Origin of the sequence: Gardnerella sp. DNF00476 (genome assembly GCF_049262735.1) — a bacterium.
Taxonomy (GTDB): Bacteria; Actinomycetota; Actinomycetes; order Actinomycetales; family Bifidobacteriaceae; genus Bifidobacterium; species Bifidobacterium vaginale.
The window spans coordinates 1,045,654-1,066,473 of the sequence record NZ_CP058401.1; the positions used below are offsets into that span (position 1 = coordinate 1,045,654).

A 20,820-nucleotide genomic window follows, 5' to 3' on the forward strand; every position below is an offset into this window, starting at 1 on the left:
TTGTTTTCGGCGCTTTTTGCTTTAGCGCGCAGAATCGCGGATGCGCCCAATCGTAATAGCAGTTTGTAAAACGTATGCTTCTCTAGGGTCGGTGGCGTCCCAGCCTGTTGTTTGTGCAACTTTGCGCAGTCGATATCGTATTGTGTTTGGGTGCACATTAAGGTTGTGTGAAGTTTGGTCTAGTGCGCCGCCAAATCGCAAGAAAGCATCTACAGTTTGCAAAGTCGGGTCGTCTGGGTTGTATGGTGCCAAGCTCTGATACACCTTAGTATATAAGGTTTCTACGGCGGTTTCGTCGCCTATAAGTGCGCGCTCTGGCAGCACGTCGTCGCAGCGTATTATTTGTGGCAAATGTGTTACAGACGGTGCAACAGCAAGCGCTGCTAGAGTTGCTGTGATTTCTTCGCATATTTCTTGTGCGCCGACTGCAATTTCGCTTATGCAAATTGGCTTACCTGATTTTGTAAATACTTCGCAAAGTTTGTTTAGCGCGTCTTGGCTTGGGTTTTCTTTTAAAGCTAGGATGATTATGTGTGACGGGGCGGGAAATTCATCGTTTTCTTTTGCTTGAGGTTTTGCGGCTATTTTCCATGTTTTTGTTCTAGATGTAATTGCGTCTTTTTGAACGCGGTCTACTATCGCATCGTATGCTCCACATGCGCCAAGTTGCGTCCATATGGTTCGTCGTAAAGTGTCTGTGTTGTTCTGCGGCGCGTGAGTTGTTGTTTTTCGTGTTGGACTGTCTTCGTTTATGTCGAGTGTTTCGTATGTACCAGCTATTGCTAGGAGCCGCGTATTTTCTTGCCATTGTAAGAGGTGCATTAGTGCGCTTACGCGGCTGTCTGCAATGCCATTCATCAGGCACGCTCCAATTATTGTGTGTAGTCGCAGGCGTGTTGCTGAGTCGAAGATTTTTCCGTCTCGATTGTCAAATATTCCACTTGTGTCTTCGTTTTGCGGCGCGCATGGCAGTGGCGTAAATTGTGGTGTTGTGCTAGTAGCTTTTTCTGTAGTTTCGTTTGATTGTTTTCTGCGCCATAAAAGATGATGTTTTTTATGTGTTTCTATTTGGTTTTGGTCTTGAGTTTCTTCGGCTTTTTCACCGCTGGTTGCTTGCGATTTTTCCTTAGCTTCGTTTGAGTTCCTATTATAAATATTGTTTCCGTTTGGCAATATTCCTGTAAGAATTGTTAGAAAATCAACATCTTCTGTGATGTTGCTAGTAGTACTATAGTCTACGTCATAAAGCTTGCTGGTTGTGTCAGCAGTAGAGTCGCCAGCAACCGCGCTATCGTAAAGTTCGTTGTTCATTTGTCACCTCCAATCGTTTCTATATTTAATTTTGGCAATTTTGGCAACTGTGAAGTATTTTCTATTTTTGTATTTGACGTTATATCTATAATATTATCTCTGCCAAGCAATTTAGACTCTCTTAAAAATGTTAGAGCCGTAAAGAAGAATACGAACGTAATAGGGAGCATATGTCGTTCAAAATTGTTTGCAGGAGCCAGCACCATTACTCCCATTAACAGCGCAAGAGGAATATGCAAAACGAGTGTTTTCCAACGTTTAAGAACGATTTCTGCAACTCCGATAAGCAGTGTGCCAACAACATACAGGTTTCCGTGAATCAGCCAACCTAAAATCGGCGTATTACTCCACGATTCAACAGTATTTGAAACACCTGCACGCCATTCTGGTAGCCAGTAGCGTATCCACTCTGAGTTTTTTATGTTGTCAGTATTTATGTAGTATTCTGGTCCGACATAAGGGATGTCTAGAATGTCAAAATAACCGTAGGATTTGGCTAAGAATGCGTCCGTTGCAACAATTGGACTGTGTTTAACCATAAGCCACCATGCGTGGTTAAACTTTTTCATGTCGTCTTTTGTAATGTAACGCCAACGGTAGCTCACTTTTTTAGACTGTAAGCCAGAAGATTTTACAGGATCTGCGTCTTGAGGTGTGTATGCTTCAGCGGTTTGGTTGAGATTAAAAATTGGCGCAATTTCTCGTGCTGCTTTATGAGGTATGCTTTTTGGATCTAGTTTTGCGATTCTGGCTATTTGCTGAAGTTGTACTCCGCGGCTTTCAATAGGATCTCCATTTATTATGGCTCCGCTAGATATGGCTATTATTATGGCTCCGTGTATAAGAATTGTTGGGAGCAGAATGCATAAAACCCATATTTTCCAACGTTTTATGCTGTAAAACATTAGAAGTACAAATTGAATTACAAGAATATACCACGCATATTTTGCTGCGATTAGCATAATGCATACGCTTATTATCAGTTCAAGAATCGTATGTTTGCGTGAAATTTTTGTGTTTTGTATTGTGCAGTGTAGTTCGTAAGATATTCCAAACCACCATACGAATGCAAATGCGAATAATGGTGATTTTGTTAGTGCGATTGTTGAAAAAACTACAAGTGGACTGAATAAAAATATGATTATTACGGCTGCGCGGAAGAAGATTGGTGTTGGCAAAGCAGCTTGCGTTCCGCTTGTTTTAGATTTAGCCCACGGTGTGTTTAAGAATCGGTTCGCTGTGGCGGCACAACACCATGCTGCAAGAATGAATTGCATAATTGCAAGTAGTATGATTCCAGCATCGTTTGATTCGGTAAAATACCGCGATACTGCTGCTACGGCACCGTAAATTAATGTTAAAACAATGTTGTGTTGGTCGCTTAAATACGTAGGTTTTGCCGGCCAAAGATAGTGTGCTGTTGGGTAGATGTCTGCTGGAACAAAGCTAAAGAATCCAATGTATGGTTGTTTTATGCCAGTTATTTGGTTCCATGTCCAGCTGTATTCTCGGATTTGTGAGCAAATATCGGCTCCATAAGCTGCTAGAAGTGTTATTGGTGCCCACAGCCAGCCGATAATCAGTGTTAGGAAAATGTTTCGTTTTCTACAAGTTGAATGGTAAAAACACCATTTTAGAGTACGTTTTATTGAAAAAATTATCTTAGGCTTTTTAGCGGCGATGCTTCTAAATGGGTGAAAAAGTGGTTTTGTGATTTTATAAGTTGTGATTTTTAGTATTTTTAGTATTTTGTCGTTTTTGTTATTTTTCCCAAAATGAATGATGGATCTTAAAATAGCGTAATAAACGCAGAATACTGCTGCAAAAATAAGTGCGTTAACCCAATTAAAATCGGTTAAAGATCCCTGATTGCGGTAAATCACGCCTAAGCTTGTGCAAAGAGCGAGCCAGATGCAAGTAAATAGTATTAGTGCTTGAGTCGCAAGCTGACTTACGAGATTAAATATTGATGTTTTTGTCAAGCTTGTTTTTGATGTGCTTGTTTTTGGATCGATTTTCATTTCAGATTTCGTATCTGGTTTTATATCGTTTTTAGTATCTGGTTTTGCATTGCACGTATCAGTAGGTTCTGCGACTGTTTTTGCGCTCGCATAGTCATTTTTAATGAATTTCATAGTGACCCACTGATTTTTAATCCTATAAATAATGTGTGTAAAGTACTGTTGTAAATTATACCTGTTGCACAATCTTTTTAAATTATATTAAAATTTCTATAATTTCTGTATGAGTAATTTTTTTGAACGCACTAAAAATGTTGCAGACGGTTTTGCTTATTTTGACGTTATTGATTCAACACAGAATTATGCACGCAAAATTCTCACTGATGGGTGCTGTGATGAGCGCTGTGATGGGTGTACTGATGATTGCAACAATACTCATTTTGTAAAAAGACAAGACGAAATGCCTGCGATTTATGTTGTTGCTGCTTGCCATCAGACAGCTGGCAAAGGAAGATTGTGTAGAAAATGGGTTAGTAAGCCATTTGAAAGTTTACTAGCTTCTTTTGCAACGATTTTGCCAAGTAGCATTGTTAAGAATCCAAGTTACAATGGCTGGCTTCCTATAATTGCTGGTCTTGCTGCGCGAGATTCGATTATTGGCGCGCTAAAAGAGTTTGGCGCTACGCAGATTGAAAATGGGGAATTGCCAGATTATAGCGAGATCAGTCTTAAATGGCCTAATGATATTTTTATTGGTGACTGTAAAGAAGGTGGAGTTTTAACGGAGATTGTTTTGACTCCAAAAACGGTTGCTGGCGATATTGTCGATCCTAATGTTGGAGTTATTTTCGGGATTGGTTTAAATCTTTTTATGGATAAGCAGTCGCTTCCAATCGAGGAAGCAACTTCGCTTAAAATGCATTACGATAATCTGCCAGATTTTGCTGAGCTTGGGGATAATATAGCTTCGCGATTGGTGGAAAATCTTAGGATTAGGTTGGGGAAGTTTGTAAAGAATACGAATGAATACTCTTTGGATCTGCTTAAAGAAGCGAGTGAAGCATGTTGGACGTTGGGGCGCAAGGTGATTGTTCGCGCGCCGAATGATGACGGTTTGGGGATTGATGCTGGAGTTGACGATTCTAATCACGCTGATGCTTATGATGTTGGTGCAAAAAGTTTTACTAGTGTAGAAGGAGTTGCTCAAAATCTTATGCGTGATGCTTCTATTCAAGTGCGTAAGGATTCTGGGCAGATAATAACTGTTCGCACTGGCGATGTTTGTGCTGTGCGAATCTAGGTGCATTCGCGCGCTTAGACTGCGCGAAGGACATTTGCGCTTTTTGTAGTTTGACACGCCGTGAATCAGCTACAAACTCGGGAAAACTTTCCGCATTTTGTTGTTGATTTTGTGGTTTTAAGCAACATTTTCGGGAAAATCTTCCCGACTTTGTAGTTCGACACGCCATTTTGAGCAACATTTTCGGGAAAATGATTTTGCGTTTGTTTCCAAAATCGCCAAATACGTAAACATTTTCGGGATAAGAGATAGGCAGAGTGAAGAGTGGTGGGGTGTCGGCGTGTTGCGTGTGTGGGTTGTGTGGAATGTTGATTTTTCAATGGTTTTATAGTGTTAGTGTTCTTGTCTGAGTAGTTTCCTGAGAAAAGTCTGGGAAAATTCTTTAAAAACCTTGAAACAATGTGTTTTTACGGTTTTATTAGTGTTAATCCGCAAATATTATGGTGAAAATAGTTTTTATTGTGGATTAGTTTGTGTGTAACATTATTTTTTTCTGTTTGTTTTGTGGGTTGCCTCTTGACTTTTTTAAACGGGGGGGGGGTATGTTAATAACAGCTGCTAGCTAGGTGCTCTGGTTGGTGGTTATCCACAATGTTTTGAATGTTGTTGGATGTTTAAGATTTTTCTTCGTGTACCTGCACGGAGGAGAAGAAGAAAGGAAATTAAAATGATGAATAAGAAGGCTATCGCCGCTTTCGCTGCTGGCGCTACTTTGCTTGCTGGCTTCGCAATGGCAACCCCAGTATTCGCTGCTGATGGCGGTGCAAATACTCAGTCTCAGGAAGCTAAGAAGTCTAAGGCTGATTTGAAGAAGGAATTAGATACCGCTCGTGCTGCATATGAGGCTGCTGTTGCAGCTGAGAAGGCTGCTGATGAAGCTGCCACTAAGGCTGCTGCTGCTTTGACTGCTGTTGGTAATAAGCCAAATGATACTGCTAAAGTCAAGATTGAAGATGACGCTAAGGTTAATGGGCATAAAGCTGTTAAAGCTGAAGATGATGCTCCACAAAATGAGGTTCTTGCTGCTAATAAGTATGTAGCTGCTTTCAACGCTGATGCTGATGCAAAGGTAGCTAAGACTGCTGCTGAGCAGGATAAGACTGTTAAGGCTACTGCTTATATTGCTGCTGAGCAAGCTTATGCTAACGCTCCAGAACCAAAGGCTGCTCCATCTGATGATCAGAAGAAGGCTAAGGCTGTTGAGGCTGTGAAGACTGCTAAGTTGCATCTTGATGATGCTTTTGCTGCTTATACTAAGGATTATGCTGAGTATGAGAAGGCTAAGGCTACTTTGGCTGGTAAGGTAGCTGCTCAGGAAGCTGCTCAGAAGGCTTTGAAGGCTGCTCAGGATGCTTTGGAAGCTTACAAGGTTTCTGCTAAGGATGATTCTGCTTTGGCTCAGCGTCTTGCTGATGCTGTAGATCGTGCTCAGGCTAAGGTTGATTTTGCTGTTGCTGAGACTGCTAAGGCTACTAAGGATTATGATGAGGCTAAGGCTAAGGCTGTTGCTTCTACTGCTAAGTATAATGCTGCTTTGACTAAGTACAAGGCTGCTTATAATGATGCAGTTCGTTTGGGAGTGAACCCTGCTGTTCTTCCTGCTGTTGTGACTTCTGATCCTTTGGCTGCTGATTTCCCAGCTGTTCCTGGTACGAAGCAGATTTATGCTGATGCTTTGAATGGTAAGTTTGGTCCTGCTGCTCAGGCTTCTGCTAAGAAGACTGAGGTTGCTAAGGCTCAGTCTGCTGCTGGTAAGGCTGCTGCTAAGGGTGAGCTTGCTGCTAAGGGTGGCAATGGTCATGGTAAGTCTGGCGAGAAGCTTGGTAATGCTGGTGTTGGTGTTGCTTTGACTGCTTTGGCTGCTTCTATGCTTGCTGGTATGGGTGCTGCTGTTCGCAAGATGCGTCACTAAGCATTATTTACCACCTTATTTAGGGTTTGCGCTCAACGACTGGTGTGGTGTTTTGTAGGGAAGCATCACACTGGTTTATTCCCGATTCTCTTTGGTTTTATTGTTTTAACATTGGTTTGCTATTGTTTTTCTTTTCTTCCCAGTGTTGATTCGTTTAGCTTGTTGGGTTTTGGGTGTTGAGTGTTGTTGCTTTCGGTTTTGTTTGCTACTAGGGGCTTTCAAAACCGGAAGCATTTTTTTTGTTTTTGTTTATTCTCGCTCGTGTTTGTGCGTGTTTTGTAGTCAGATTTGGTGTTTTGGTAAACAAACGCGGGAATAGGCTCTTATGTTTTGACCTTGATAGCTTATTTTGCACTTCTACTAATAAGCGCATTTCTTTTATGACTTAGTTTCTGATTCTCGTTTATATTGTCTATTATTGATGAAGATATTGTATCGTCTTCCTCATCCTCTATTCCCGTCATTTCTCTGATTATTTGGACATAATTTGTTTCACTAACATCATGATTTCCAACGATTTTTCCTTGTCTTAGTACAACTATCCTAGTTGCCACTGCAAATACGTCTGGAAGATTATGGCATACCAATATAATTGTGCGACCCTGTGATCGTAGGCGTTTCATATAAGATAGGGTTTCAGCTGTTTGTGTTAAAGATAATGAAGCTGTAGGTTCGTCTAATAGTATGAGTTTTGGATCCGATAGTAGCATTCGTGCCAATGCGACAGTTTGACGTTGTCCACTTGATAGTAATCGTATTGGAGTATGTATTCTTATGGCACATGTTAGTTCTTGTAATGCCTTTCGGGCTTCACACGCCATTGCATCTTTATTGAGTGTATGACATGATTTATTTCGCATCTCTTTGCCTAAGAATAGATTTGATGTAACGTCCAAATTATCGCAAAATTCTTGTCCTTGAAAAACTGTTGCTATTCCAAGATCATTTGCTTCTCGTATGGAGTGCAAATTCACTTCTTTATCTTCAAAGATCATTCTTCCTTTTGTTGGTTGGATCAAACCAGATATTGTTTTAATAAGAGTGGATTTTCCGACGCCATTGTCTCCAACAATTGCCACTATTTCTTTGCTATAAATATCGAGTGTTATTGATTTAAGCGCTTCGGTAAAGCCAAAGTTTACGCTAATATCTTTTAGCTGTAGGAGTGGATTTTGTCCGTACATTACGTCTCCTTGTTGATATTGCTAATCATATTGCAATCGATATTACAACCTATTTCTATAGGTGTTGAGATGTTTTGTGATGTATTTTTTCTGCAGCATCAATTCCTTCTAGTGCTGCTCCTAGTGCAGAACAATTAGTAAGATTTGATGCAACCACAACTTGTATAGGAGTTAAAACATCAGGGAATAGTAAGCGGTGCAATGACTCTCTAAAAGCATCGACGAAAACTGATCCACTTTGCACTAGGAGTCCTCCTATAACTACAATTTCAGGGTCTACTGATGTGCATAGTTCTGCTGCTACTGTTCCTATTCGTATTGCAGTATCAGCTATGATACGTCTGCATCCTGGGTCTCCTTCATTTGCTAAACGTACAAGATCTTCTACAGTTAGATCTCCATGGGTAACTCTTAATAACGATGTGATTCGTTCTTCATTTATAAAAGTATTAAGGCATCCACGGTTTCCGCATGCGCAAATGCTTCCGAGTGGATCAACTTGAATATGCCCTATTTCGCCTGCCATTCCAGTTACGCCGCGCCATATTTTCCCATCTGCCATTATGGAGGCACCAGCTCCGTCATCGGTATTTATGTATATGAAATCTGTGGTTTTTGTAACAGATCCTGCTCTTGATTCCCATACTGCGCAACAGTTTGCATCGTTATCTAAAGTAACTGGAATATTAAAAATTGATTGTAAATACGAAATAATGTCGAAATTGTTCCAATGTGGCATAATGCCAGGTATTGCTATTGTTTTTGTACGTTTATCTATTGGTGCTGTTATAGATACGCCTATTGCTATTAGTTCTTTTGCAGATGCGTTTATGTTGGATAAAGTTTCATTTATGAGTAATGTTGCTCGCTCGAGAGTTACATCTGGAATATGTTGTTTTGGTAATAGTAATGTTCGTTCCGCGATTATGTTAAGTTCGTAGTCAATAAAAATTAGATCTAGAGAGTGTCTACTAATTTTTAGTCCTGCGCTTATTCCTTTTCTACGAGCTAAAGCTACGAGTGTTGCTCTTCTTCCGTTATGTATTGTGTTTTCTGTGTACAACCTCCCTTCTTTTACAAGTTGTCTTACAAGAGTTGATACGGTTGCAGTTGATAATCCTGTCGCTTCAGCAAGCTCTATTTGCGTAATTGCACCAAATCTGCGTATGTAAGAAAGTAATGCAGATCGATTAGTTTCTCGCAATGAAGTTTGGGATCCGAATAAATGCGACATAATATAAGCATATCTGTATTTTAAAGAATTGTCATTCGTTGATTTGATACTTTTGTTCTTTATTGGTTAAATTAACTGAATTTATATTAAATAATTGGTACAAGTAGTTGATTCATGTACGTTAAGAATTGTGTTAAATTTATATTAAACAAAAAAATAGAAAAATTTGATTTATGTGTTTGACAACTTAACACAATAGTTTATAATAAAAAACTAGATAGCGTTGTAGCTGTCTATATCAAATAACCTTTTGATGCAAAGGAGCGTCGATGAACATAGGTAAAAAAGCAATCGCTTTATTTGTAGGTATTGCTGTAGTTGCTGGTTTATCAGCCTGTTCAGGTTCAAGAGGTGGTGCATCCAAAAACGTAAGTCAAGGAATTGAAAAAGGTGCCACCATCGGTGTCTCTATGCCAACAAAGTCAGAGGAACGTTGGAATAAAGACGGTAATAACCTAAAGAAGAAGCTAGAAGATGCTGGATATAAAGTTATATTGAACTTTGCAGACGATAAACCAGCTCAGCAAAATGCAGATATTGAAAATATGATTAACAACGGCGCTAAGGTTGTTGTTGTTGCTGCAAAGGATGGTAGTGCTGTAGGACCTGCAGTAGAGAAGGCTCATGATGCTGGAGCTAAAGTAATTGCCTACGATAGATTGATTATGAATACAAAGGCTGTTGACTATTATGCAACATTCCAGCTTGAGCAGACTGGTATTCTTGAAGCAAATTATATTATTGATAAGTTGGGTCTTAAGAATGGTGCAAAGGGACCATTCAATATTGAGCTTTTCACTGGTTCTCCAGATGATAACAATGCTAAGTACTTCTTTAAGGGTGCATGGGATTTGCTGCAACCATACTTTAAATCTGGTGCCTTAGTTTCCCCATCTAATCATGGTGGTGGCGTGAATAAAGACTTTAAGGTTCAAGATTGGCAGAAGATTTCTGTTCAAGGGTGGAAAGCTGAACAGGCTCAAAAGGATATGGAATCAATTATTGATTCTGCATATGCTAAAGGTCAGCCACTACATGCAATATTAAGCCCTTATGATGGTATTTCGACTGGTGTTATTAACGCAATTGAATCTAAGCGTCCAGATTTAAAGCCAGGTACAGATAATTGGCCAATTATAACTGGACAGGATGCTATGGAGTCAGCTGTATCTTCAATTGCACGTGGAAAGCAGAGTCAGACAGTATTTAAGAATGTCAATAAGCTTGCTGAAGCCGTTTATCAGATGGTATTGGAAATTGCTAAAGGCAAGAAGGTGTCTGGTATTAACGGAAAGTTCAATAACAACAAGATAGACGTTCCTTCTAAATTGCTAAATCCACAAAATATTACTAAGGATAATCTTACTGACTTAGTGAAAGATGGTTATATAACACAAGAACGCTTTGATAAGTTAGTACATTAAAAATTAACTATCAATTTGAACTAATATGGGGGCACGATTAGTGCCATAGTTGTGCCTCCATTAGTTGAAACTGTGCGTTGTAATGATTGGAAGTAGATGATGTCGCATAAAGACACGATATTGAGTATGCAGCACATCACAAAAACGTTTGGTTCACTAAAAGCTCTTACTGATGTTAATCTTTCGGTTGATCGCGGTGAAATTCATGCAATTTGCGGCGAAAATGGTGCTGGTAAATCTACGTTAATGAATGTGCTATCAGGTGTTTATCCTTACGGATCTTACACGGGAAAGATTATATTTAACGGAAAAGAGTGTAAATATAGTAATATTAAAAATTCAGAACGTGATGGAATTGTTATTATTCATCAGGAGCTGACTTTAAATCCATTTCTTTCAATTTCTGAAAATATTTTCATGGGAAATGAATGCTCCAAAAATGGAGTAATTGATTGGAGTGAAACTCGCGCTAAAGCTGCAGAACTTCTTGAACGTGTTGGTTTGCCAGAAGATCCAGATACAAAGATTATGGATATTGGTGTTGGTAAACAGCAGCTTGTAGAGATTGCTAAGGCTTTGTCTAAAAATGTAAAGTTGCTGATTCTTGATGAACCAACTGCAGCATTAAATGATGAGGACTCTGCGCATTTACTACAGCTTGTTCGTCAATTAAGAGATGAACATGGCGTTACAAGCATTATAATTACGCACAAGCTTAATGAAGTTGCTGTAATAGCAGATAACGTTACTATCATTCGTGACGGATCGACAGTTGGTGAAATGTATATTACACAAGAAACGCCATTAGATTACGATGAATTAATTCGTAAAATGGTAGGTCGAGAATTAACCAATCTGTATCCTAAGCACGAAACAAATCAATCTGGTGAAGAATATCTTCGTATAACCAATTGGACAGTTCATCATCCAATGGATAATAGCCGAATAATAGTCGATAATGCTAATTTGTATGTTCGTTCTGGCGAAATTATTGGATTGGCTGGATTGATGGGTGCTGGCAGAACCGAATTGGCCATGAGTGTTTTTGGACGCTCATATGGCTCCAATATAACTGGTGATCTTTATATTAAAGGTAAAAAAGTCGAATTGCGCAATGTGCAAGAAGCAATTAATGCTGGTTTGGCTTATGCTACAGAAGATCGTAAAGGTTATGGTTTAAATCTTTTGCAGAATATTCGCGAAAATTCATCTATTGCTTCATTGTCAAAAATGAGCAAATTAGGTGTTGTTGATGGAAACATTGAGCGAAAAGAAGTTGATGCATATCGAGAGAACTTTAATATAAAATGTCAAAACATTGATGTGCAAGTTTCTACGCTTTCTGGCGGAAATCAGCAAAAGGTTGTATTGGCAAAATGGGTTCTTTCTGATCCAGACATACTCATTCTCGATGAGCCAACTCGTGGTATAGATGTTGGTGCAAAGTATGAAATTTATGAAATCATCGATAAGCTTGCCGATCAAGGTAAAGCTGTTGTAGTTATTTCTTCTGAACTACCAGAATTAATTGGTATATGCGATCGTATTTATACCGTAAGTCAAGGCATTATTACTGATGATGTTAATAAGAATGGGTTTACCCAAGAATATCTGATGAAATGCATGACTAAGGAAAGGAATTAGCGTTATCATGAGCAAAAACAGATTAGCCCAAGATACGAAGGGTGAACAAAAATCAAGTATTCTTTCGACAATTACCGATAATGCAAGACAATATGGAATCGTTGGAGCTTTAATCGTTATTGTCGTTGTGTTCCAAATACTTACAAAAGGTGTTCTTTTAACTCCTAACAGTTTTGTTTCTTTAATTCAGCAGAATGCATATGTGATTATCTTGGCAATAGGCATGGTGATGGTGATTATTGCTACACACATTGATCTTTCTGTAGGATCTTTAGTTGCATTTATTGGTGGTGTTTGTGCACTGTTGATGGAACGTTATGGTGTTAATTGGGTATTAGCGATTGCTATATCAATTGTTGTTGGTTTGCTTATTGGTTGCTGGCACGGTTTCTGGGTGGCTCGAATGGAGATTCCTGGATTCATCACCACTCTTGCAGGTATGCTGATCTTCCGCGGTTTATCTACGGTTATAGTTGGCGAATCTGTGCCTATCACTTCAGACGCGTTCCGTGGAATTGCTCGTAACTATCTTCCTAATATTCTCGGTTGGTGGGGTCCGTTTGATGGTCTTACGATTGTTCTTGGTCTTATGTGCATCGCTTTGTTTGCTTGGAGCCAAATTAATAAGCGTAAGCATGTAGAAAAAGTTGGATTAGTCCCAGAACCACTATCGATTACTGTATGCAAGATCGTATTTGCTGCTCTTGCAATCATATTTGTAACATATTTGTTAGCATCCTCTGGCAATTCCGAGATGGGTGGAACTCCAATTATGTTGGTGATTGTTGCGATTTTGGTAGTTGCATACAACTTTATTCTTACAAAGACAGTTTTTGGACGTCACATATATGCTGTTGGAGGTAACCGTAAAGCTGCAATACTTTCTGGTATTGATGTTAAGCGTGTAGATTTCTGCTTGTTTGTTCATATGGGATTCTTGTCTGCTATTGCTGCTGTGGCTATGCTTTCTCGTCTGGCATCTGCTACTGCACAAGCTGGTATGGAATTTGAAATGGATGCAATTGCATCCTGCTTCATCGGTGGCACTGCTGTAACTGGTGGTGTTGGAACTATACCTGGAGCCGTTGTTGGTGCTTTTGTTATGGGAGTAATCAATCAAGGCTTGTCTATCATGGGCGTTGACACTGCAATTGTGAAGACAATTAAGGGTCTTGTGTTACTCGCTGCAGTGGCTGTTGACATAATGAGCAAGCGTCGTAAGCGCTAAAAATGCCGTATATATTGGGCGTGCGCTTCAGATATTACACAAGCGTTGTGAACGAAAAAGTGTACGCCCAGTTTTGTTAGTTATTAACAGATATTAACAGGTGTTAATCAGAATAAAAGAACAATAAGGAGGAATATATGCCAAAAAAATATATTCAAAAGACTAGAATGTACGCGCTAACTACCTTTTTTATGTCGATTTGGTTATTCCAGTCTTTATATGGTTCTTATAAATCTGGTGATTTATTCGCTTGGTACACTCTTATTTTTTCATTGTGCTTATTAATTGTAATCGGCTATTGCGGTTACAACGCTTTTAAAGGATTCAGTCAAGAGCGTAAAGATAAGAGCGAGGATTCTAAAAAGTAATAAATGATTGGGTATTCAAGATTTTCTACATATTTGAATAAATGAATCTTATAAAAGCATGCAAAGGAGCATCATGTGTGATATTTCGAGCGTATCATCTAATAAAAAAGATATTATTAATGCAAACACATATCTTGGTATTGAGTTGGGTTCAACTAGAATTAAAGGTGCTTTAATTAATGGACAATATCAAGTTATTGCAGAAGGATCTTATAAGTGGGAAAACAAACTAGAAAATGGTTTGTGGACCTATGATCTATCTGATGCTTGGCATGGAATACAATCTGTTTTTTCTCAGATAAGTAATCAAATTAATAAAGATTACCAATTGCGTTTAAATAATATTGGCGGCATTGGTATTTCAGCAATGATGCATGGTTATTTAGCCTTTGATAATAGAAATAAGTTGCTTGTGCCATTTAGGACTTGGAGAAATACCAATACGCATGATGCTCACAGAATTCTTTCTAACGAATTAAGTCTTAATATACCAGAACGCTGGTCGATAGCTCACTTGTATCAATGTGCGCTTGACAAAGAAGAGCACGTACATAATGTAGCATTCTTTACTACGCTATCTGGCTATATTCATTGGAAGCTTACTGGCAAAAAAGTATTAGGATTGTCGGATGCTTCTGGAATGTTTCCTATGGATTCAAACATTTTAAGCTGGGATGAGAATGCGCTAAATAAAATTGAGAATCTTCCTGAAATATCTAATCAGCCTTGGAATTTGAAGGATATTTTACCTACACCTCTTTCCGCTGGAGAATTTGCTGGTCGATTGACAGTTGATGGTGCTTCTCTTCTTGACCCTAGTGGCATTTTGAATCCAGGAATACCATTTGTTCCTCCTGAAGGAGATGCGGCAACCGGTATGGTTGCAACCAATACATTAAAGCCTGGTACTGGTAATGTTTCGGCTGGTACATCTATTTTTGCAACTGTTGTTTTAAAGCGCCCTTTGTCAAAAGCTCATAAAGAGTTAGATATAGTTATGACTCCAGATGGTCATTTATCTGCAATGAGTCATGCTAATAATTTCACTACAGATTTAAATGCTTGGGTTAATTTATTTGCTCAATTTGCAGATGCAATAAGAAAACCAATATCAATGGATTTGTTATATACAAGCCTGTTTAATTCTGCTGTTGATAATGGAACTGAATTTGATGCTGGAGGAAATATTAACTACTGTTTTTCTTCTGGAGAGTTTCAAGCAGGTTTGGAAGAAGGGCGATTTGTATTTGCTCGCGGTCCGCAAGCAAAACTTTCACTCGGAAACTTTATGCGTGCTCAGCTATATGGAGCATTTTGTCCAGTGACTATTGGAATGAATGTTTTAACAAAAGAAGAGCATGTTGAAATTGATTCTTTGCTTGGTCATGGTGGTATTTTTGCCACCCCTGAAGTTTCTCAGCGTATTGCTTCGGCGGCGTTTGGTGTTCCAGTAACCACTATGCCTACGGCTTCTGAAGGCGGATCGTGGGGAATGGCGATTTTAGCATCATATATTAGGCGAAAAAATATAACATTAATAGACTTTTTGCAAAATGAAGTATTTGCCCATGTGAATTCAGTTACCGTTTTCCCTCGTAAGGATGACGTGGAAGGATTCCAGAGATATTTTGAGCAATTTATGAGGTCATTGCCAATAGAACATGCAGCAATAACTACGATGCCGTAAAAATATTGTGCAAAAGATTGCTTAAGCAAGACTAAAAATAGTGTTTTCTCATCATATTTTTAAAAAATTTATTAGAAAGAAATAGTAATTATGAAAACTTTAAAAGATTATTCACAAGAAACTCAATCTGAGGTAAAACAGGTACGCGAATTAGTATCCAATTTGCATGATCAACTTATTAAATGGAATTTAGTTGTGTGGACTGCGGGAAATGTTTCTCAACGTTTGCATACTGCTGATTTAATGGTTATTAAGCCTTCTGGAGTACGATACGAAAGACTAACTCCTGAATCAATGATTGTTTGTGATCTAGATGGGAATGTTGTTGATGGATCCTATTCTCCAAGTTCTGACACAGCTTCGCATGCTTATATTTATAGAAATATGCCTGAAGTATTTGGAGTAGTACACACTCATTCGACTTATGCTACTGCTTGGGCTGCTATTGGAGAAAATATACCGTGTGGATTAACAATGATGGGAGATGAGTTTGGCGGTCCTGTTCCAGTTGGACCATTCAGGTTGATTGGCAGTGAGGCCATTGGGCAAGGCGTTGTTGAAACATTACGTAAATATCCTAAGTCGCCAGCGGTTTTGATGCAAAATCACGGTCCATTTGTCATTGGAAAAGATGCAGAAAGTGCTGTGAAAGCTGCTTCTATGACAGAAGAAGTAGCCAAAACAATGTGGGCCGCTAGGCAAATAGGGAAAATAATCGATATAAAGCAAGAAGATATCAATTCTCTTAATAAACGATATCAAAATGTTTATGGACAAAACTAATAAAAAATAATCTAAAAACAATTACATATATAAGTCTTATAGGAGTAAATAATGGCTATGGAAAATCCTTTTGAGAACAAAGAAGTGTGGTTTGCTGTAGGTTCGCAAGAACTATATGGTCCAGAAACACTAGAACAAGTGGCAAAACAAGCTGGCGAAATCGTAGATTATTTAAATAATCAACATTCGATACCTGTGAAAATTATTTTGAAACCAACCTTAAAATCATCTGACGCTGTGCGTAATTTTATGGTTGATGCGTCTTCAAAAGAATCTTGTATAGGCGTGATCGCTTGGATGCACACGTTCTCGCCAGCAAAAATGTGGATTCGCGGATTAGAACTATTGCGTAAACCTTTGCTTCAGTTGAATACCCAGTATCATCGTGAAATACCTTGGGAAAGTATTGATATGGATTTTATGAATTTAAATCAAGCTGCTCATGGAGATAGAGAATTCGGTTATATTGTTTCTAGACTTGGTATTAGAAGAAAAATAGTTGTTGGTCATTATACGAATCCAGAAGTTTCGGATCGCATAAATACTTGGGTTCGTGCGTGTTTAGGCTGGTGGGCGTCTAACAATATGAACGTTATGCGTTGGGGAGACAATATGCGTAACGTTGCTGTTACTGAAGGAGATAAAACTGAAGCTGAGAAAATCTTTGGTGCATCTATTAATACTTGGTCTGTAAACGAATTAAATTCATATGTTAATCGTGCTACAGATAAGCAAGCTAAAGATTTGATAGAAGATTATAAAAATAAATACAATGTTGATTCGGAATTATTAAATCAAAAATATGATTCTCTGTTAATTGCAGCTAAGCAGGAAGTTGGAATGGTATCCATGATGCGTGATTATGATGCTACTGCTGCAGTAGATAATTTTGAAGATCTTGGTGGTCTTTCCCAACTTCCAGGAGTTGCTGCTCAACGTTTTCCTTCCGAATATGGATGGGGTTTCTCGGCAGAAGGGGATTGGAAAACCGCAATATTGGTTCGTTTGGGATTAGTTATGGGGTATGGTCTTGAAGGTGGAGCTTCTCTTATGGAAGATTACTCGTATCATTTTGAGCCAGATAACGAAATGATATTAGGATCACATATGTTAGAAGTTTCGCCTTCTATTGGAAGTATTCAAAAACCTCGTCTTGCTATATATCCATTGGGTATTGGAGGAAAATCAGATCCTGTTAGACTCGTGTTTACTGCTGCTCCTAAAAAGGATGCTGTTGTGGTTTCTCTTGCGGATATGTGCAGTAGATTTAGACTTTTAATGAATGTCGTCGATGTTGTAGAGCCGTCTGGAAGCCTAAAGAATTTGCCTTGCGCTCGCGCCATGTGGAAACCGCAGCCAAGTCTATCTTTGTCTGCGCAATGCTGGTTATTAGCTGGTGGATCCCATCATACTTGTATGACAACGTCAATTGGTAGAGAAGTTTGGGAAGATTTTGCGCGTATCTCTGGTGTCGAACTAGCTGTGATTGATAAAAACACTAATACCCAAGATTTTGAGCGCAATCTACAGATTTCTCAAATGTATTACAAGCTTAATGTTAAGTAATATTGGCATTATTACGTCTCTAGTGATGAGTGTTTGTTGTGTTATTATTTCCTTTGAAAATAATGGTCAATTTTATAGCGAAGGGGTGCTTTAATGAATGAAAATATGCACATTGTGCCTAACATTTTATTATCGGATGGCAATTCTATACCACAAGTTGGTTTAGGTGTACTTCGAGTTGATAAAGTAAGTATGCATGATGTTGTAGAAAGCGCTCTTTCGTTAGGATACAGACATATTGATGCTGCAGCTGGATATAACAATGAGAATGAGCTAGGTGAAGTATTGCGCGAAACTGGTTTTAATACTGGCGAATTGCGAGAAAACCTATGGGTGACTACAAAAGTTAGAGATTCACAGCAGGGGTATGACAGTACTTTGAAGGCTTTTGATTCTCAACTTGCGGATCTTTGCTTGAACTATGTGGATATGTATATGATTCATTGGCCTACACCATTTAATTGGCGTTCTGCAGAAACATGGAAAGCATTTGTTAAGTTGAAAGAGGAAGGTAGGGTACGTTCGCTTGGTGTGTGTAACTTTATGCCTTCTGATTTGCAGCGTTTATATGATGAAGTTGGTCAGTGGCCTCAAGTAAATCAGATTGAATTGCATCCGAGCTGGCAGCAGTCTAATGTAGTTGATTTTTGCAAGAAGCATAATATTGCTATTGAAGCGTATTCTCCATTGGCGCGCGGACGTGATTTGAATATCGGCGATGGTGTTTTGGAAACTATTGCTAAGAATCATGATGTTACTTGTGCTCAGGTGATTTTGCGCTGGCATATTGAGCATGGATACATTATCATACCTAAATCTGTTTCAGAAAATAGGCAACGTGAAAATATTAATGTTTTTGGATTTAGTCTTAAGGATGATGAAATACGTGCAATAGATGATTTGAACACTAATGAGCGAATGGGGCATGACCCTGCAACGTTTAGTTATGCATGATTGTGTGGCGTTTGTTTTATTTGTATTTGTGAAGGGGTTATATATGTGACTTATTGATTCCTTGTCATCGAGGCTACGAGTGATTAATGGTGGACAGTATAAGTGAACAAAAAATTTTCGTAGCTTTCTCCTATAGAGCGGCATGAAGTTTGTGTTTTACATGATCTTCATGCCGCTTTGCCCGTGTTTGTTTCCAAAATCGCCAAATACGTAAACAATCTCGGGAAAATCGCTCGCGCGTTACAGCGCACTCACGTCTTCGCCGCACGTAAAGTCCACTGGACTTTACGTTTGAGCGGCTCAGCGCTCCGAATTGCCTTCGCGCGCTATGCTTTGAGCGCGAAGGCAGGTCTCACGCCCGTGTTTGTAGTCAGATTTGCTTAAAAAGGGAACAAACGCGGGAATGGGGTTACGCTTATGTGAGCGCAATTACTGCGTAGTTCACAAAAAATCAATGTCGGAAAGACTTAAAGAAGTTTTGCGTTTCTGGGTCACTGCAAGCATCCATAACTTCGTATGGTGTGCCATTTTCTGCAACAACGCCGTTTCGCAGCAAAACCACTCTATCGGCAGCTTCGTGAGCAAAATGCATCTCGTGAGTTGCCATTAAAATCGTGGTTCCTTGCTCTTTTAGTTCCGCAACCATGTCTAGAACTTCGCCAACAAGCATTGGGTCTAGCGCGGAAGTAATCTCGTCTAAAAGCAAAAGTTGTGGGCTTGTCATAAGCGCGCGTGCAATCGCCACTCGTTGCTGCTGTCCGCCCGAAAGCTGATCCGGATAAGACTTTGCTTTATTTTCTAGCTTAATCCTAGATAGAAGCTCCATTGCGCGGCTTTCTGCGCGGTCTTTGCTCCAATGATGAACTTTTCGCGCAGCAAGAGTCACATTATCTAAAACGCTCATATGCGTAAAAAGATTGAATTGCTGGAACACAACTCCGATTTGAGACCTAATTTGATCCTGATTTATACGAGGATCTGTAATATCTGTGTTTCCAAGCCAAACTTGGCCGTCGTCTACTCGCTCAAGCAGATTAATGCACTTCATAAGAGTGGATTTTCCGCTTCCAGAAGGTCCTAAAAGAGCCACCACTTCGTGAGGTGCAATATCAAAAGAAATGCCTTTAAGAACAGGTGTTGAGTTATACGATTTGCGAATATTGCTTAAACGCAAAACTGGGGTTGAATCCGTGTAATCACTTGTATTCGTTTGATCACTTGTGTTTGTGTAATCGCTCATTTGCTGACTTACCTTCTGGTTTGTTAAGTTATTCATCACACGGTTCCTCCGTTTAGCTCGCGTTTGCGCAGCCTTGCCGTATACCAATCGTTTAGAACAATAAACGGAATGCTCAGCGCTATAAACACAACGCTTGCTACAACGTATGGAGTGAAGTTATAAGAAGTTGCAACAGATATTTGCGCGGCTCGAACAGCGTCTACAGCGCCCAAAACCGATATAAGTCCTGCATCTTTTTGCATAGATATAAAGTCGTTCATTAAAGCAGGAGCCACTTTTCTTAAGCCAAGAGGAATTACCACTAATCGCACAGTTTGACCAGATGTTAAGCCAAGTGATCTTGCGGACGCTCGCATAGACGGATGCACGTCTTCAAATCCTGCGCGCAATACCTCTCCAACGTATGCGGAGTAGCTCATAACAATGGCAATTGTACCGAGTATTGCTGGTGGGATTCGCCCAAAAAGCTGTAATCCTGGTATGCCAAAGCCGATTAAGTAAAGCACAACAAGCATTGGTATGCCGCGCATAATAGTTGTGTAGAATTGCGCTATAGCTCGCAAAGGGAAAAGCATTGGGCTTACGCTTGTACGAATAACTGCGATTAAAGTTCCAAGTATTGCTACTCCAATAACAGCGAAAACAAGCACCTGCAGATTAAGCATTAAGCCTTGCAAAACGGATGGCAAAGATAACATAAAGTACTTGCCAGAAAAGAACGTTTCGCGCACTCTTGGCCAACCAGGGCTCATTGCAAGTGCCGCAACGCACACGCCAAGTAATACTAAAGTGCTTATTATGCTTGTTAAAACTGATTTAAGATTTTGCTTTTTGCGGATTGACCTACGCTCAAGCTCGATATTGCTTAAAGCGTATTCTCCAGCGTTGTTTGATTCACTGTTTAATGCATTGCCGTTAAGTACTGTCATTGGCGGCACTCAAGCCTTTCGACATAATGAATGATACGCACTATTGTAAGCACTTTTATGTGACGATTGGGTTACAAGTTGCTTACAATAATGCG

At 39.4% G+C, this 20,820-nt stretch carries 16 protein-coding genes; 10 read left to right on the top strand and 6 right to left on the bottom strand.

Going from position 1 to position 20,820, the window contains the following annotated elements:
* Positions 1 to 21: 21 nt before the first annotated feature.
* Positions 22 to 1,311: a helix-turn-helix domain-containing protein gene (locus tag HXT25_RS04175; protein ID WP_422118710.1), complete on the bottom strand. Its 1,290-nt coding sequence runs from the start codon at positions 1,309 to 1,311 to the stop codon at positions 22 to 24.
* Positions 1,308 to 3,446, bottom strand: coding sequence for a DUF6020 family protein (locus HXT25_RS04180; protein ID WP_422118711.1), 2,139 nt, complete (start codon positions 3,444 to 3,446; stop codon positions 1,308 to 1,310). The genes HXT25_RS04175 and HXT25_RS04180 overlap by 4 nt, the downstream gene beginning before the upstream one ends.
* 109 nt (positions 3,447 to 3,555) lie before the next feature.
* On the opposite strand from HXT25_RS04180, the gene HXT25_RS04185 reads away from it, so the two are divergent.
* Both HXT25_RS04185 and HXT25_RS04190 read left to right on the top strand, forming a co-directional pair.
* A complete protein-coding gene (locus HXT25_RS04185; RefSeq protein ID WP_422118712.1) occupies positions 3,556 to 4,572 on the top strand; it encodes a biotin--[acetyl-CoA-carboxylase] ligase in 1,017 nt (338 codons plus the stop codon).
* Positions 4,573 to 5,239: 667 nt separating this feature from the next.
* A complete protein-coding gene (locus HXT25_RS04190) occupies positions 5,240 to 6,484 on the top strand; it encodes a hypothetical protein (protein ID WP_422118713.1) in 1,245 nt (414 codons plus the stop codon).
* Positions 6,485 to 6,828: 344 nt separating this feature from the next.
* Here HXT25_RS04190 and HXT25_RS04195 read toward each other — a convergent pair whose 3' ends face one another.
* A complete protein-coding gene (locus tag HXT25_RS04195) occupies positions 6,829 to 7,668 on the bottom strand; it encodes an ATP-binding cassette domain-containing protein (RefSeq protein ID WP_004112032.1) in 840 nt (279 codons plus the stop codon).
* 55 nt (positions 7,669 to 7,723) lie between these two features.
* Entirely contained in the window at positions 7,724 to 8,902 is a 1,179-nt protein-coding gene (locus HXT25_RS04200; protein ID WP_422118714.1) for an ROK family protein, read from the bottom strand.
* Positions 8,903 to 9,171: 269 nt separating this feature from the next.
* Between HXT25_RS04200 and HXT25_RS04205 the strand changes: the two genes are divergently transcribed.
* The 8 genes from HXT25_RS04205 (at position 9,172) to HXT25_RS04240 (ending at position 18,556) form a co-directional block, all read left to right on the top strand.
* Positions 9,172 to 10,326, top strand: a complete 1,155-nt coding sequence (locus HXT25_RS04205; protein WP_004115883.1) for a sugar-binding protein — start codon at positions 9,172 to 9,174, stop codon at positions 10,324 to 10,326.
* A gap of 99 nt (positions 10,327 to 10,425) precedes the next feature.
* Positions 10,426 to 11,970 carry an ATP-binding cassette domain-containing protein gene (locus tag HXT25_RS04210; protein WP_422118838.1) on the top strand — a complete coding sequence of 515 codons (1,545 nt, stop codon included), beginning with the start codon at positions 10,426 to 10,428 and terminating at the stop codon, positions 11,968 to 11,970.
* 7 nt (positions 11,971 to 11,977) lie between these two features.
* Positions 11,978 to 13,198, top strand: coding sequence for a multiple monosaccharide ABC transporter permease (gene mmsB, locus HXT25_RS04215; protein WP_004112039.1), 1,221 nt, complete (start codon positions 11,978 to 11,980; stop codon positions 13,196 to 13,198).
* 137 nt (positions 13,199 to 13,335) lie between these two features.
* Positions 13,336 to 13,566, top strand: coding sequence for a CDP-diacylglycerol--glycerol-3-phosphate 3-phosphatidyltransferase (locus HXT25_RS04220; protein WP_004115879.1), 231 nt, complete (start codon positions 13,336 to 13,338; stop codon positions 13,564 to 13,566).
* A 73-nt stretch (positions 13,567 to 13,639) separates the two neighbouring features.
* Positions 13,640 to 15,253, top strand: a complete 1,614-nt coding sequence (locus HXT25_RS04225; RefSeq protein WP_192382264.1) for a xylulokinase — start codon at positions 13,640 to 13,642, stop codon at positions 15,251 to 15,253.
* A 90-nt stretch (positions 15,254 to 15,343) separates the two neighbouring features.
* On the top strand, positions 15,344 to 16,036 hold the full coding sequence (locus HXT25_RS04230; protein WP_004112045.1) for an L-ribulose-5-phosphate 4-epimerase: 693 nt from the start codon (positions 15,344 to 15,346) through the stop codon (positions 16,034 to 16,036).
* A 51-nt stretch (positions 16,037 to 16,087) separates the two neighbouring features.
* Positions 16,088 to 17,602 (top strand): L-arabinose isomerase, encoded by a 1,515-nt coding sequence (gene araA, locus HXT25_RS04235; protein ID WP_410309177.1) that lies wholly within the window; start codon positions 16,088 to 16,090, stop codon positions 17,600 to 17,602.
* A gap of 93 nt (positions 17,603 to 17,695) precedes the next feature.
* Entirely contained in the window at positions 17,696 to 18,556 is an 861-nt protein-coding gene (locus HXT25_RS04240; RefSeq protein WP_048730883.1) for an aldo/keto reductase, read from the top strand.
* A gap of 451 nt (positions 18,557 to 19,007) precedes the next feature.
* On the opposite strand, the gene HXT25_RS04245 is transcribed toward HXT25_RS04240, so the two are convergent.
* Both HXT25_RS04245 and HXT25_RS04250 read right to left on the bottom strand, forming a co-directional pair.
* Positions 19,008 to 19,832 (bottom strand): amino acid ABC transporter ATP-binding protein, encoded by an 825-nt coding sequence (locus HXT25_RS04245; RefSeq protein WP_004117001.1) that lies wholly within the window; start codon positions 19,830 to 19,832, stop codon positions 19,008 to 19,010.
* Complete coding sequence (locus HXT25_RS04250; RefSeq protein ID WP_004112052.1) at positions 19,832 to 20,725, bottom strand: amino acid ABC transporter permease; 894 nt, start codon at positions 20,723 to 20,725, stop codon at positions 19,832 to 19,834. The genes HXT25_RS04245 and HXT25_RS04250 overlap by 1 nt, the downstream gene beginning before the upstream one ends.
* Between the last annotated feature and the right edge of the window lie 95 nt (positions 20,726 to 20,820).

Excerpts from the sequence above, each read along its gene's own strand:
- HXT25_RS04175 (WP_422118710.1), bottom strand. The coding sequence starts at position 1,311 with ATGAACAACGAACTTTACGATAGCGCGGTTGCTGGCGACTCTACTGCT.
- HXT25_RS04180 (WP_422118711.1), bottom strand. The coding sequence starts at position 3,446 with ATGAAATTCATTAAAAATGACTATGCGAGCGCAAAAACAGTCGCAGAA.
- HXT25_RS04185 (WP_422118712.1), top strand. The coding sequence starts at position 3,556 with ATGAGTAATTTTTTTGAACGCACTAAAAATGTTGCAGACGGTTTTGCT.
- HXT25_RS04190 (WP_422118713.1), top strand. The coding sequence starts at position 5,240 with ATGATGAATAAGAAGGCTATCGCCGCTTTCGCTGCTGGCGCTACTTTG.
- HXT25_RS04195 (WP_004112032.1), bottom strand. The coding sequence starts at position 7,668 with ATGTACGGACAAAATCCACTCCTACAGCTAAAAGATATTAGCGTAAAC.
- HXT25_RS04200 (WP_422118714.1), bottom strand. The coding sequence starts at position 8,902 with ATGTCGCATTTATTCGGATCCCAAACTTCATTGCGAGAAACTAATCGA.
- HXT25_RS04205 (WP_004115883.1), top strand. The coding sequence starts at position 9,172 with ATGAACATAGGTAAAAAAGCAATCGCTTTATTTGTAGGTATTGCTGTA.
- HXT25_RS04210 (WP_422118838.1), top strand. The coding sequence starts at position 10,426 with ATGTCGCATAAAGACACGATATTGAGTATGCAGCACATCACAAAAACG.
- mmsB (WP_004112039.1), top strand. The coding sequence starts at position 11,978 with ATGAGCAAAAACAGATTAGCCCAAGATACGAAGGGTGAACAAAAATCA.
- HXT25_RS04220 (WP_004115879.1), top strand. The coding sequence starts at position 13,336 with ATGCCAAAAAAATATATTCAAAAGACTAGAATGTACGCGCTAACTACC.
- HXT25_RS04225 (WP_192382264.1), top strand. The coding sequence starts at position 13,640 with ATGTGTGATATTTCGAGCGTATCATCTAATAAAAAAGATATTATTAAT.
- HXT25_RS04230 (WP_004112045.1), top strand. The coding sequence starts at position 15,344 with ATGAAAACTTTAAAAGATTATTCACAAGAAACTCAATCTGAGGTAAAA.
- araA (WP_410309177.1), top strand. The coding sequence starts at position 16,088 with ATGGCTATGGAAAATCCTTTTGAGAACAAAGAAGTGTGGTTTGCTGTA.
- HXT25_RS04240 (WP_048730883.1), top strand. The coding sequence starts at position 17,696 with ATGAATGAAAATATGCACATTGTGCCTAACATTTTATTATCGGATGGC.
- HXT25_RS04245 (WP_004117001.1), bottom strand. The coding sequence starts at position 19,832 with ATGAATAACTTAACAAACCAGAAGGTAAGTCAGCAAATGAGCGATTAC.
- HXT25_RS04250 (WP_004112052.1), bottom strand. The coding sequence starts at position 20,725 with ATGACAGTACTTAACGGCAATGCATTAAACAGTGAATCAAACAACGCT.